This is a genomic window from Pseudogemmobacter faecipullorum (genome assembly GCF_020539525.1).
Classification (GTDB): domain Bacteria; phylum Pseudomonadota; class Alphaproteobacteria; order Rhodobacterales; family Rhodobacteraceae; genus Pseudogemmobacter; species Pseudogemmobacter faecipullorum.
In genome coordinates, this window is sequence record NZ_JACDXX010000012.1 from 1 (window position 1) to 12,195 (window position 12,195).

Here is a 12,195-nt window from a genome sequence, read left to right on the forward strand (position 1 = left end):
GCAGGATGTGCTCGCGGGTCTGCGGCATCGGGCCGTCAGCTGCGTTCACCACGAGGATCGCGCCGTCCATCTGCGCCGCACCGGTGATCATGTTCTTAACATAGTCAGCGTGGCCGGGGCAGTCGACGTGGGCGTAGTGACGGTCAGCGGTTTCATATTCAACGTGCGAGGTCGAAATGGTGATGCCGCGTGCACGCTCTTCCGGCGCGCCGTCGATCTGATCGTAGCCTTTGAAGTCACCAAAATATTTGGTGATCGCAGCGGTCAGCGTGGTTTTGCCGTGGTCAACGTGGCCGATGGTGCCGATGTTGACGTGCGGTTTGTTCCGTTCAAACTTTGCCTTTGCCATAGGGGCCACCCTTAATTTCTGCGGGCCCCGGCAGGGGACCCTAGCTTCTCTCGGGCGGCGATCTATAACTGCGGGCAAAGAAAATCAAGGGTTGCTCGGGGAAAAGCCGGGGATTTGAACGCGATTTGCGCCGCTGTGCCGCCTCTGACGCAGCGCCAGAGAAAAAGCCCCGGACAAGCCCGGCTTCCGGCCCGGCGAGGCGGCTGCGCCAGAGCCTGCCGCGCCGCACGCAGCCGCGGCTTTCCGCCCCCGGCTGCGTGCGGTGCGGCGGAGCAAAGCCGCGCCGCGCCTCCCTCAGCGGCCGAAGTTACTTTTGCCCTTCTGCGCCGTTTTTCCTTCGGCAGCCGCATCAGCCTCTGCCGCCCTGGCCGCAGCTTTATCGGCTTTGCTCTGCCCCTCGATCTGCAGTTCGCGCTCTGCCATCAGCGCCTCCTGCTGCGCTTTGGTCATGCCAAACCATTCGGGATGTTCGAGCAGCCAGCCCTCGACCTTTTTGGCCGCGTTAAAGCTCAGCGCTTCCATCTGCTGCGCCTTAGTGCTGGTCAGCCCGGTGCCGATCACCGTCTCACCCGACAGACTTTCGAACACAGTGAAGGACTTACCCTCGGGGTTCAGTTTGGTCGCCGTGGCGTCATCCCAGATATTGGCCGTGATCGCGAGCACCGATTTCGGCGCGGCCACCACCGGAATGCCGGGCGGTGCCAGCGCATAGCCATCGACCGAAATGCCGATATTATAGATACGGCTGCCCTCATAGCGGCCAAAGCGCGCCGCCACCGCCTCTTTCATCGAGGCCTCCCATTCGGCCGGGCTGGCATCGCGCGAGATCGGCACTTTCTGCACATTCTCGGCCACGATGATATTATGACCCAGAACGAAGTCTCCCAGCGGCACCGGCGGGTCCTTCAGGTCATTTTTACCACCGCAGGCGGCGAGCAGAATGAGGGCAGTCAGGCAGGCCGGAAGACGCAGAAACAAAGCCAGGCTCTCCTATATATGGCCGCGCCGACCGGCGCGCCCGTGTCCTGTCAGCGGGGATAAACGACTGTAGCCGCTGCCGCAACCGGACTGCCGGGCGAGCGGCGGCCCGCCTCCGGCCTGGCCTGAAGCCTGAAGTTTGCGCCTGAAAGAAAAACGCCCGGATCCTGAAGGGCCCGGGCGTCAGATCTGAATCAGGCAGCGCCTCTCTCAGGCAAAGCGATTGTCCCGCGGGAAGCCACGCGGCGCCATCTTGCCCGTTCCGGCGCGCGGCCCCAGCCATTCGCTCAGATCGGTCTCGCTGCGGGTGCGTCCGGCCGGATCCTTCCAGCTGAGACCGTCGCTGAGCGCAAAGGTGATCGCATCAGACAGGCCACCGTCTTTGTATTTCTGCAGCCGCACGCCCTTGCCCTTGCCCATTTCCGGCAGCTGCTCGAGCGGGAAGACCAGCAGTTTGCGGTTTTCGCCCACCACAGCGACATGATCGCCGGTGATCTTGCGGCACAAAGCCGATCTGGCGCCATCTTTCACCGTCAGCACCTGTTTTCCGGCCTTTGTCTGCGCCACCAGCTCTTCGGCGCTGACCACGAAACCATCGCCCGCGGTCGAGGCAACGAGATATTTCTCGCCCGCGCGGAACAGGATCATATCGGTGATATCGGTGTCATTGGGCAGATCGACCATCAGCCGCACCGGCTCGCCCATGCCGCGCCCGCCCGGCAGATTGGCGCCGATCAGGGTGAAGAAACGCCCGTTCTCGGCCACCAGCAAAATCTTATCGGTGGTCTCGGCATGGAAGGCAAAGCGCGGCCCGTCACCGTCTTTGAACTTCTGCTCAGCCGAGAGATCGACATGGCCTTTCAGCGCCCGGATCCAGCCCATTTTCGAGCAGATCACCGTGATCGGCTCGCGCTCGATCATCGCCTCAAACGGCACATCCTCAATCTCACCGGCATCGGCAAAGGCCGAGCGCCGCGCGCCCTCGGCCCAGGTCTTGCCGAACTTTTTGCGGATTTCTTCCAGCTCCTGGCTGATTTTCTTCCACTGCCGTTTATCGCTTTCCAGCAGATCGGCCAGTCCGGCGCGTTCCGCCATCAGCGAATCACGTTCCTGACGCAGCTCAATTTCCTCGAGACGCCGCAAAGACCGCAGGCGCATATTGAGGATGGCCTCGGCCTGGATCTCAGAGAGTTCCCCCTCGGCGCCTTTGGCCAACGGCTGAGGCGCCCGGTAGTCCTTCTCTGACAGCGCGCGCGGGAAGGTTCCGCCCCAGCTCTCGCGCATCAGCGCCTGTTTGGGATCCTCATCATAGCGGATGATATCGATCACCCGGTCGAGGTTCAGATAGGCGATGATAAAGCCTTCGAGCACCTCAAGGCGGTGATCAATTTTTTCAATGCGATGCCCGGAGCGGCGGCGCAGAACATCGCGGCGGTGATCGAGGAAGGCCCGCAGAATTTCCTTAAGCGAGCAGACCTTAGGCACCCGGCCATCGATCAGCACGTTCATATTCAGCGAGAACCGGGTCTCGAGATCCGAATTGCGGAACAGCATGCCCATCAGCACCGCCGGATCGACATTGCGCGCCCGGGGTTCAAGAATGATGCGGACATCCTCGGCGGATTCGTCGCGGACATCAGCCAGCAGCGGCACTTTTTTCAGCTGGATGATCTCGGCCAGCTTCTCGATCAGGCGCGATTTCTGCACCTGATAGGGGATCTCGGTGATAACGATCTGCCAGGCGCCACGGCCCAGATCCTCAATCTCCCATTTCGCCCGCAGGCGGAATGCACCGCGCCCGGTCAGATAGGCGTCACGGATCGACTCGCGCGGCTCAACAATCACCCCTCCGGTCGGAAAATCCGGGCCCGGGATGAAGTCCATCAGCGCCTCGACACTGATCTCAGGGTCTTTCAGCATAGCCTGGCAGCCGAGGATCAGCTCATCCAGATTATGCGGCGCGATATTGGTCGCCATGCCCACGGCAATCCCCGAGGAGCCATTGGCCAGAAGATTGGGGAAAGCGGCGGGCATCACCACCGGCTCTTCCAGAGTGCCGTCGTAATTCGGGCGGAAATCGACCGCGTTCTCGGTCAGCCCTTCCATCAGCGTCTCGGCCAGAGCGGTCAGCCTGGCCTCGGTATAGCGGCTCGCGGCGGGGTTATCGCCGTCAATATTGCCGAAATTGCCCTGGCCATCCACCAGCGGATAGCGCACGTTGAAATCCTGTGCGAGGCGCGCCATCGCATCATAGATCGCCCCGTCGCCATGCGGGTGGTAGTTGCCCATCACGTCACCGGAAATCTTGGCCGATTTCCGGAAACCGCCGGTCGCAGTCAGCTTCAGCTCACGCATCGCATAGAGGATTCGCCGGTGAACCGGCTTCAGCCCGTCACGCGCATCGGGCAAAGCCCGGTGCATAATGGTCGAGAGCGCATAGGTCAGGTACCGCTCACCAATCGCACGCGACAGCGGCTCGGCTACGGTAAGACCATAGGATTGGATATCGTCATCTTCTTCGGACATGTATCTTGTGTATGCGCCCCCCGTTTCCGGGTCCAGCCCCCTTTCTGACCTGAGCCGTTTCTGCCGCTCTGCCTGGCGGAAACCGCCCCTTCGCCTGTGGCTTCAGCCCCCCTGATCTCCTCAGGATTTTATACCTGACGATTTCTTACCCTTGTGTTAAAGCTCACGCTGCTGCTGCCTGAAATCTGGTGTTTTCAATGCTTCGCCCGACATTATTGCTGTCTGCGACCCTCTTTGCCGTTTTGCTGATCGCCGGCCGGGACCATGGCCAGCTGCGCCCCGGCCTTGCCGCCGCCGAGGCCAGTGGCCAGCCAGTCATCGCGCTCAGCCGCAGTTTCTCTCCCACAGTGGCCGTGGCAGCGGCGGATCAGCCGGTGAAATCTACCCTGAGCGATCTGCCGCCGCCGGTTGAGCTGATTGCTGCCCCGACCATCGGCACCCTGCCCGAGCCGGAAACCGCCCTGCCCGAAGCGCAGCCGGTTTTCACCCTTTCAGCACTGCCTGGCCTTGAGGGTGCAGTCACGCCCCTCGCGCCGCAAACCCCGGCAGCATCAGAGCCCTCGCTCTATGCCGATCCAAGCGATGGCGGACGCCTTGTCACGAGCAGCACCCTGTTACAGCCCCTTGATGAGGCACTTGCTGATGAGGCGCCTGGCACCGCACGCGAGTTGCGGGTGGTTCAGGCCAGCTCAGCCAATGTGCGCCTCGGCCCCTCGACTGACAGTGAAGTGGTGGGCCGGCTCTATGGAGGCGAGGTCGTGCAGGTGGTCGGGACCAGCGACAGCGAATGGGTCGAGGTCTCCATCGAAGGCGACGGCATTCACGGCTTTGTCGCCGCGCGGCTGCTGCTGCCGGTTGAAGACTGAGGCCGCCACCCCGGGCCCTGGCAGCCTGCGTCCTATCTGCCATTTGACCTATGCCCGGCCTGCCCCTAATCCTTTGAGAAAAAAGCGGGCAGATTTATGGATAAGTCGATTCTGATCACCGGATGCTCCTCGGGCATCGGGCTGGATGCCGCGCTCGGGCTGAAAGCGCGCGGCTGGCGCGTCTTTGCCACCTGCCGCCAGGAGGCGGACTGCGCCCGGCTACGCGATCAGGGGCTGGAGAGCTTCGCGCTCGATTACGCCGATGAGGCAAGCATCAGCGCCGCCGTGGAAGAGCTGCGCAGCCGCAATAATGGCCGGCTTGGCGCGCTGTTCAACAATGGTGCCTTTGCCTGCCCCGGCGCGGTAGAGGATCTGCCGCGCGGCGCTCTGCGTGAGATTTTTGAGGTTAATCTCTTTGGATATCAAGATCTTACCCGTCGCATCATTCCCATGATGCGCGAAGCAGGTGCTGGCCGGATCATCAATTGCTCCTCGGTGCTGGGGCTTGTAGCCATGAAATGGCGTGGCGCCTATGTCGCGACCAAATTCGCCATGGAGGGCATGACCGATGTGCTGCGGCTGGAAATGCGCGGCACAGGCATTGAGGTGGTGTTGATCGAGCCCGGGCCGATCACCTCGCGCATTCGCGAAAACTCGATTCCGCATTTCGAAAAATGGGTCGACTGGGAGCATTCTGCCCGGGCCGAGGAATATCGCGGCCTGCTGCACCGGCTGTATCATTCAAAAAACGCGCCCGACCGCTTTGAGCTGCCGCCCTCGGCGGTAACGGCTAAACTGGTGAAAGCGCTGGAAAGCCCGCGTCCCGCTGCGCGCTATTATGTGACCAAAGCCACGACGCTGATGGCCTTTGCCCGCTGGATTTTGCCCCGCCCCGCGCTGGACTGGCTGATCACGAAAGGCTGATCCCCCGGCCCGGCTGCCGCCTGCGGCACTTTCGCGCTTCGCATTTGCAGGCTTTGCGCCTAAAATGCGGCACAGAACAGGAGCCTTGCCATGCTGAACGATCCGCTGTTTCTTGCTGCTGCGTTTATGGCGCTGGTCGTCGCGGCCATTCTGATGTTTGGCATCGGCGTTTTCGCCAGGGGCGGCGAATTCAACCGCCGCCATGCCAACCGGCTGATGCGCTGGCGGCTGATAGCGCAATTCATTGCCGTGGTCCTGATTGTCGCCTTCGCCTGGTTCATGCGCGGCTGACCGGATTGACCAGGGTTCGGACTGGTCGCGCAAACGCGCGGCCTGAGGGAGAGAACTATGGTCGTTTTGTCGAAAATTTACACCCGCACCGGCGATAAGGGCGAGACCGCTTTGTCCAATGGCGCGCGGGTGGCCAAGCATGATCTGCGGGTCTCGGCCTATGGCACCGTAGATGAGACCAATGCCACGGTTGGCCTTGCCCGGCTGCATGCCGGGGGTGAGATTGCCGAGGGGCTGGCCCGTATTTCCAATGATCTTTTCGATCTGGGCGCGGATCTTGCGACCCCGGATCAGCATCTCGACCATACGCTTTCCTATACCCCTCTGCGTATGGTCGCCGCTCAGGTCGACCGGCTCGAGCGCGAAATTGATGCGCTGAACGCCCGTTTGCAGCCGTTGCGCAGCTTTATTCTGCCCGGTGGCTCGCCGCTTGCGGCCCAGCTTCACCTCTGCCGCACCGTCTGCCGCCGCGCCGAGCGGCTTGCAACCGAGCTGGCGGCACATGAAGCGGTGAACCCTGAGGCGGTCCGCTATCTGAACCGTCTGTCAGACTGGTTCTTTGTCGTCGGCCGTATCGCCAATAATGACGGGGCTGATGATGTGCTCTGGGTGCCGGGCCTGACCCGGGAGAACTGAACCTTCCCCCCCAGTCCCTGCGAACGGCCCCCGCCGGGGGCCAGTTCCCTTCAGGGCTGCAGAAACAGCCGGTTTTTCTCGCCGCGCCCACAGCTGTGCTGCGGGCGTTCTCGCAGGGATACCCGCCCCCCGAATTTGGGCTGCGTCAGGCAGGTGGACAGGGGCAATCCCTTTTTTTCCCGGGACCGGTATGCAGCAGGGCTGATCGGAAACGGGCATCACTAACGCGACGTTGTGCGATGGTATCGGTCGCATTTGCTCTGTTTAAACGCCCCCCCCTGCGCTAACACTCCTGCCGGGAGCTTGTGAGGGCCGGTAACGCCCCCCCCTCAGATCAAGGAGATATGCCGCATGAAGGTCCTAGTACCTGTCAAACGGGTGATTGACTACAACGTTAAGGTTCGCGTGAAGGCCGATGGCTCGGGCGTTGATCTGGCCAATGTCAAAATGTCGATGAACCCTTTCGATGAGATTGCTGTGGAAGAGGCGATCCGTCTGAAGGAAAAAGGGATCGCCACCGAGGTGGTCGTGGTCTCGATCGGCGTCAAGCAAGCCCAGGAAACCCTGCGCAATGCGCTCGCTATGGGCGCAGACCGTGCGATCCTGATCGAAGCCGCCGCCGATGTTCACACCGATATCGAGCCGCTCGCCGTTGCCAAGCTGCTGGCAGCCGTGGTGAAGGAAGAGGCCCCGGGCCTGGTCCTCGCCGGCAAGCAGGCGATCGACAATGATATGAACGCCACCGGCCAGATGCTGGCGGCGCTGCTCGGCCAGGCCCAGGCGACCTTCGCCTCGGAACTGGTGATTGAGGGCGACAAAGCCAAAGTCACCCGTGAGGTCGATGGCGGCCTGCAGGTCATCGAAGTGAAGCTGCCGGCGGTCGTCACCGTCGATCTGCGCCTCAATGAGCCGCGCTATGCCTCGCTGCCGAATATCATGAAGGCCAAGGCCAAGCCCCTCGCCACCAAGACCCCGGGCGATTACGGCGTTGATGTTACCCCGCGTCTGACCGTGGTGAAGACCACCGAACCGGCCGGCCGCAAGGCAGGTGTCAAAGTTGCTTCGGTTGAGGAGCTGGTGGCAAAACTCAAAGACGAAGCGGGAGTGATCTGATGGCTGTTCTCCTGATTGCAGATGTCAACAATGGCCAGCTTGCTACCGATTCGGTTGCCAAAGCACTAACGGCAGTAAAATCGCTGGGCGAGGTCCATATCCTCGTGGCAGGTCCGGCTTCGGCTGCGGCCGAAGCGGCAAAGCTTGAGGGCGTGGCAAAGGTGCTGAATGCGGGCGAGCTGAATGGTCTTGCCGAGCCGATGGCCGCCCTGGTCGTGTCGCTGGCGGGCAATTACAGTCATATCCTCGGCGCCTCGACCGCTTATTCGAAGAATATCCTGCCGCGCGTCGCAGCGCTTCTGGATGTGATGGTGATCACCGATGTGACCGCCGTTATCGATTCTGAAACCTTTGAGCGGCCAATCTATGCCGGCAATGCGATTCAGACCGTAAAATCTTCGGACGCGAAGAAGGTCTTCTCGGTGCGTACGGCTGCTTTCGCGGCAGCGGCTGAGGCGGGTGCGGCTGCGGTTGAGACGGTGGCGGATCTTGCTGACGAAGGCCTGTCGGGCTTTGTCGAAAACCGGGTGGCGGCCTCGGACCGCCCGGAGCTGACCTCGGCGAAAATCGTGGTTTCGGGCGGCCGTGGTGTCGGTTCGAAAGACAGCTTCGCGATCATCGAGCAGCTGGCAGACAAGCTGAATGCCGCCGTGGGCGCCAGCCGTGCAGCGGTCGACAGCGGCTTTGCCCCCAATGACTGGCAGGTCGGCCAGACCGGCAAGGTGGTGGCCCCCGATCTCTATGTCGCGGTCGGCATTTCGGGCGCGATCCAGCATCTCGCCGGGATGAAAGATTCGAAAGTCATCGTCGCGATCAACAAAGACGAAGAGGCTCCGATCTTCCAGGTGGCCGATTATGGCCTCGTCGGCGATCTGTTCAGCCTCGTGCCGGAGCTGACGGCAAAGCTCTGAGCTTTCAGAGCTGATTTATTCGCAAAGGGGCGCCGGCGGCGCCCCTTTTTTCTGTGGGGATTGCGGTAGCCTCAGGCTGCGCTTAACCTCGCATCTGCAGAATATGAGGCAAAATATGGCTATTCAGACAGTCGGAATTGTTGGCGCCGGGCAGATGGGCAGCGGGATTGCCCATGTCTTCGCGCTTGCCGGCTATGACGTCCTGCTGAACGACGTGAATGCGGATTCGCTCAGCAAAGGCCTCGACACCATCCGGCGCAATCTGGAGCGTCAGGCCAGCCGGGGCAAAATCACCGAGGCGGAGCGCGATGCCGCGCTTGCCCGAATCCGCACCACGCTGACCCTGGCAGAGCTCGGCCCGACCGATCTGGTCATCGAGGCCGCAACCGAGCGTGAAACCGTCAAACAGGCGATTTTCGATGCGCTCCTGCCGCATCTGAAACCTGAGACCATCCTCACCTCGAACACCTCTTCGATTTCGATCACCCGCCTCGCCTCGCGTACCGACCGGCCTGAGAAATTCATGGGCTTCCATTTCATGAACCCGGTGCCGGTGATGCAGCTGGTTGAGCTGATCCGCGGCATTGCCACTGACCAGCCGACCTATGACGCGCTGCTGGAAGTGGTGGGCAGGCTGGGCAAAACCGCAGCCTCGGCCGAGGATTTCCCGGCCTTCATCGTGAACCGGATTCTGGTGCCGATGATCAATGAGGCGGTCTATACGCTTTATGAGGGCGTGGGCAATGTGCGTTCGATTGATGAGGCGCTGAAGCTTGGCGCCAATCACCCGATGGGGCCGCTGGAGCTGGCCGATTTCATCGGCCTCGACACCTGCCTTGCCATTATGAACGTGCTCTATGACGGGCTTGCCGACAGCAAATACCGCCCCTGCCCGCTCCTGACCAAATATGTCGAGGCAGGCTGGCTGGGCCGCAAGACCCAGCGCGGCTTTTATGATTACCGCGGCGAAACCCCGGTTCCGACACGCTGAAACGAAAAACGGGGGCCCTGCCCCCGTTTTTTATCTCAGCCAGCGGGCATTGCCACAGTGCCGGGTCAGGGTAGGGTCAAGCCCCCCCCCCCGCATTCAGATTTTCTTTGCCAGATCCAGCGTATGCTGACGCAGCCAGGCGAGGAAGCCGCGCGGATTGCCCTCCCAGTTCTTCAGCTCCTCGGCCGGGATCGGCTCACCGATCACCGGGCGCTGCGCTTTAAACAGGGATCGGCGGATTTCATAGAGCAGCAGCCCCTGACGGATGGTGTCCGAAATTTTATTGGCGATCAGGAAGATACGGCTGTTCTGACCAGGGAAATAGATCGGCAGAATGGTGGCGCCCGTGGATTTCACGATCTTATGGGTGAAGACATTCCATTCCGCCTCGACTGCCGGGCCGAAGAAGGTCTCAGACATCGCAACCTTTCCGGCCGGGAACAGGATGATCACCCCCCCCGCCTTCAGATGCGCCATGGTCGCATTGCGCATTTTTAGCCCCTCTTCGCGCGCATTCTCTTCATGCGGGAAGGGCACCGGGATCATGAATTCTTCGACCTCGGGAATGCCGGTCAGCAGCGAGCGGGTCAGGATTTTGAAATCCGGCCGCACCCGGGCCACCATCTCGGCCATCACCATCCCATCGACAAGGCCGGAAGGGTGATTTGCCACCACCACCACCGGGCCTTTGGCCGGGATGCGGGCAATCTCGGCCTCGGGCGTGTCGATGCGGATGCCCATATGGCGGATCGCCTTGGGCCAGAACGGGGCGCCAAAGGGCGCTCCGGATTTCTCGAAACTGCGGATCAGCCGCAGCAGCGTCACCTTCGCCGTCAGCCATTCGATCGCGCGGATGCTATTGGCCTTGAAGGGGTTCTTAAAGGTGCCGGCATAGGACAGCCGGCGCATATCATAGGCCTTGTCCGGCGCAGATGAAGCGGGTGCCTGTTCTGGTTTTGGGGGTTCTTCGGTCACGGAACGGCAATCCTCAGCGTCTGGCCGGGGTCACGAGAACCGAGCCCGGGGCAAGGGCTTTCAATAATCCTCTCCGAAGCGGGCGGCAACCAGAGCCTCAAGCGCATCGGCGAGTTTCTCCGCTTCGGGACCCGAGGTCGTCACGGCAATGCTGGTGCCACGCGATGCCGCGAGCATCAAAAGCCCCATGATCGAATCACCCGAGACCTCCATCCCGTCCTTCTCGACCGTGGCGCGGGCATCATGCGCCTCGACCGTCTCGACAAATTTTGCCGAGGCACGGGCATGCAGCCCCTTTTCATTGACGATTTTAAACTGACGCAAGCCCCGCCCCCTCAGGCACCGCCCCCGAGATCGAGGCTGTTGATATATTTGCGCCCGGCATCAAGCGCCGCTGTCACAGCGACGCTGACCGGCAGATCACGCGATTTCGCCAGTTTGATCAGCATTGGCAGGTTTGCGCCATAGACAATACGCCGTCCCGAAGCCGTACAGGCCGGCAAAGACAGGTTTGAGGGCGATCCGCCGAACATATCGGTGACCACGACCACCCCCTCACCGCTATCCACCGAATTGGCGGCTGCGATAATCTCAGCCTGTTTCAGGCTGCGATCATGCTCATCCTCGATAGCGATGGCGATCATGCCAGTCTGTGGTCCGACCACATGTTCGACGGCGGAGAGATATTCCCGCGCCAGCCCGCCATGAGCGACGATGACAATCCCGATCAACTATCTGACACCTTGCCAGCTGGGGCGGCATTTGCCGCGGCCTTGCGTTCCAGTTCCCTGTGCCGTTTTGACACCGGCCAACCCTCTTGTGCAAGGGCAGTGCCGATCAGCTCTGCCAGTGCAACCGAGCGATGTTTACCGCCGGTGCAGCCAAAGGCAATGGCCAGATGTGCCTTTCCCTCCTGCAGATGCGCCGGCAGCAAAAACCCGATCAGATCCTGCAGCTTGCGGACGAAAGGCTCAAAGTTCGGATCCGTGCGCAGATAGGCCAGAACCTCAGGGGCGCGGCCATCGAAATCGCGCAGATGCGGCTGCCAGTGCGGATTGTTCAGAAAGCGGCAGTCAAAGACCATATCCACGCCGCGCGGCAGGCCACGGCGATAGCTGAAAGACTGCACCGAAACGGCAAGCCTGCCACTGCCGCCCAGATCGAACCAGCGCGACAGCTCGGCCTTCAGATCATGCGGCGAAAGATCAGTCGTATCAATCAGATGATCTGCCCTGGCCCGGATCGGTGCCAGCAGATCGATCTCGCGCTCGACGCCCTGATCGGGGCTATCCCCGGCCAGGGGATGGCGGCGGCGGGTCTCGGAATAGCGCCGGACCAGCTCTCCGGCCTCGCAGTCGAGATAGAGCACCTGGAGCACCACTGCCGGATTGCGCCCCATAGTATCGATCAGCTCGACCAGGGCGCCGGCATTGAAATCACGGTTGCGGATATCAAGACCAAGCGCGATCGGACGTTCGGGCGGGGCCCCTTCCAGCAGCCGCGGCACCAGGCTGAGCGGGATATTATCAACCACCTCATAGCCGAGATCTTCCAGCACATGGACCGCTGTGGTCCGCCCTGCCCCGGAGGGTCCCGTGACAAAGACAACACTGATTTCCGGACCTTCGCCCATAA

General features: G+C 61.6%; 14 protein-coding genes. 7 read left to right on the top strand and 7 right to left on the bottom strand.

The window, feature by feature from the left end; all coding sequences use genetic code 11:
- The 3 genes from H0485_RS13285 to H0485_RS13295 form a co-directional block, all read right to left on the bottom strand.
- The coding region (locus H0485_RS13285) for a GTP-binding protein (RefSeq protein WP_226936321.1) at positions 1-349 on the bottom strand (349 nt) is incomplete at its 3' end.
- Positions 350-643: 294 nt separating this feature from the next.
- The gene (locus H0485_RS13290) at positions 644-1,327 is read right to left on the bottom strand and encodes a hypothetical protein (RefSeq protein WP_226936323.1); all 684 of its coding nucleotides are present in this window, start codon (positions 1,325-1,327) and stop codon (positions 644-646) included.
- A gap of 210 nt (positions 1,328-1,537) precedes the next feature.
- Positions 1,538-3,853: a DNA topoisomerase IV subunit A gene (locus H0485_RS13295; RefSeq protein WP_226936325.1), complete on the bottom strand. Its 2,316-nt coding sequence runs from the start codon at positions 3,851-3,853 to the stop codon at positions 1,538-1,540.
- A gap of 197 nt (positions 3,854-4,050) precedes the next feature.
- Between H0485_RS13295 and H0485_RS13300 the strand changes: the two genes are divergently transcribed.
- The 7 genes from H0485_RS13300 (at position 4,051) to H0485_RS13330 (ending at position 9,585) form a co-directional block, all read left to right on the top strand.
- Positions 4,051-4,719, top strand: coding sequence for an SH3 domain-containing protein (locus tag H0485_RS13300; protein ID WP_226936539.1), 669 nt, complete (start codon positions 4,051-4,053; stop codon positions 4,717-4,719).
- A gap of 96 nt (positions 4,720-4,815) precedes the next feature.
- Positions 4,816-5,643: an SDR family NAD(P)-dependent oxidoreductase gene (locus tag H0485_RS13305; protein WP_226936328.1), complete on the top strand. Its 828-nt coding sequence runs from the start codon at positions 4,816-4,818 to the stop codon at positions 5,641-5,643.
- A 90-nt stretch (positions 5,644-5,733) separates the two neighbouring features.
- Positions 5,734-5,934 carry a twin transmembrane helix small protein gene (locus H0485_RS13310; protein ID WP_226936330.1) on the top strand — a complete coding sequence of 67 codons (201 nt, stop codon included), beginning with the start codon at positions 5,734-5,736 and terminating at the stop codon, positions 5,932-5,934.
- Positions 5,935-5,991: 57 nt separating this feature from the next.
- Complete coding sequence (locus H0485_RS13315; protein ID WP_226936331.1) at positions 5,992-6,570, top strand: cob(I)yrinic acid a,c-diamide adenosyltransferase; 579 nt, start codon at positions 5,992-5,994, stop codon at positions 6,568-6,570.
- A 351-nt stretch (positions 6,571-6,921) separates the two neighbouring features.
- On the top strand, positions 6,922-7,683 hold the full coding sequence (locus H0485_RS13320; protein ID WP_226936333.1) for an electron transfer flavoprotein subunit beta/FixA family protein: 762 nt from the start codon (positions 6,922-6,924) through the stop codon (positions 7,681-7,683).
- Positions 7,683-8,594: an electron transfer flavoprotein subunit alpha/FixB family protein gene (locus H0485_RS13325; RefSeq protein ID WP_226936335.1), complete on the top strand. Its 912-nt coding sequence runs from the start codon at positions 7,683-7,685 to the stop codon at positions 8,592-8,594. Before H0485_RS13320 ends, H0485_RS13325 begins: the two co-directional genes overlap by 1 nt.
- Positions 8,595-8,709: 115 nt before the next feature.
- Positions 8,710-9,585, top strand: a complete 876-nt coding sequence (locus H0485_RS13330; protein ID WP_226936336.1) for a 3-hydroxybutyryl-CoA dehydrogenase — start codon at positions 8,710-8,712, stop codon at positions 9,583-9,585.
- A 96-nt stretch (positions 9,586-9,681) separates the two neighbouring features.
- Here H0485_RS13330 and H0485_RS13335 read toward each other — a convergent pair whose 3' ends face one another.
- From H0485_RS13335 to rapZ, 4 genes are read right to left on the bottom strand one after another with little or no spacing between them, the layout of a single operon-like run.
- Positions 9,682-10,560 carry a lysophospholipid acyltransferase family protein gene (locus H0485_RS13335; protein ID WP_226936338.1) on the bottom strand — a complete coding sequence of 293 codons (879 nt, stop codon included), beginning with the start codon at positions 10,558-10,560 and terminating at the stop codon, positions 9,682-9,684.
- 60 nt (positions 10,561-10,620) lie between these two features.
- A complete protein-coding gene (locus H0485_RS13340; RefSeq protein ID WP_226936340.1) occupies positions 10,621-10,884 on the bottom strand; it encodes an HPr family phosphocarrier protein in 264 nt (87 codons plus the stop codon).
- An 11-nt stretch (positions 10,885-10,895) separates the two neighbouring features.
- Positions 10,896-11,291: a PTS sugar transporter subunit IIA gene (locus H0485_RS13345; RefSeq protein ID WP_226936342.1), complete on the bottom strand. Its 396-nt coding sequence runs from the start codon at positions 11,289-11,291 to the stop codon at positions 10,896-10,898.
- The gene (gene rapZ / locus H0485_RS13350; RefSeq protein WP_226936344.1) at positions 11,288-12,193 is read right to left on the bottom strand and encodes an RNase adapter RapZ; all 906 of its coding nucleotides are present in this window, start codon (positions 12,191-12,193) and stop codon (positions 11,288-11,290) included. The genes H0485_RS13345 and rapZ overlap by 4 nt, the downstream gene beginning before the upstream one ends.
- Between the last annotated feature and the right edge of the window lie 2 nt (positions 12,194-12,195).

Excerpts from the sequence above, each read along its gene's own strand:
- H0485_RS13295 (WP_226936325.1), bottom strand. The coding sequence starts at position 3,853 with ATGTCCGAAGAAGATGACGATATCCAATCCTATGGTCTTACCGTAGCC.
- H0485_RS13300 (WP_226936539.1), top strand. The coding sequence starts at position 4,051 with ATGCTTCGCCCGACATTATTGCTGTCTGCGACCCTCTTTGCCGTTTTG.
- H0485_RS13305 (WP_226936328.1), top strand. The coding sequence starts at position 4,816 with ATGGATAAGTCGATTCTGATCACCGGATGCTCCTCGGGCATCGGGCTG.
- H0485_RS13310 (WP_226936330.1), top strand. The coding sequence starts at position 5,734 with ATGCTGAACGATCCGCTGTTTCTTGCTGCTGCGTTTATGGCGCTGGTC.
- H0485_RS13315 (WP_226936331.1), top strand. The coding sequence starts at position 5,992 with ATGGTCGTTTTGTCGAAAATTTACACCCGCACCGGCGATAAGGGCGAG.
- H0485_RS13320 (WP_226936333.1), top strand. The coding sequence starts at position 6,922 with ATGAAGGTCCTAGTACCTGTCAAACGGGTGATTGACTACAACGTTAAG.
- H0485_RS13325 (WP_226936335.1), top strand. The coding sequence starts at position 7,683 with ATGGCTGTTCTCCTGATTGCAGATGTCAACAATGGCCAGCTTGCTACC.
- H0485_RS13330 (WP_226936336.1), top strand. The coding sequence starts at position 8,710 with ATGGCTATTCAGACAGTCGGAATTGTTGGCGCCGGGCAGATGGGCAGC.
- rapZ (WP_226936344.1), bottom strand. The coding sequence starts at position 12,193 with ATGGGCGAAGGTCCGGAAATCAGTGTTGTCTTTGTCACGGGACCCTCC.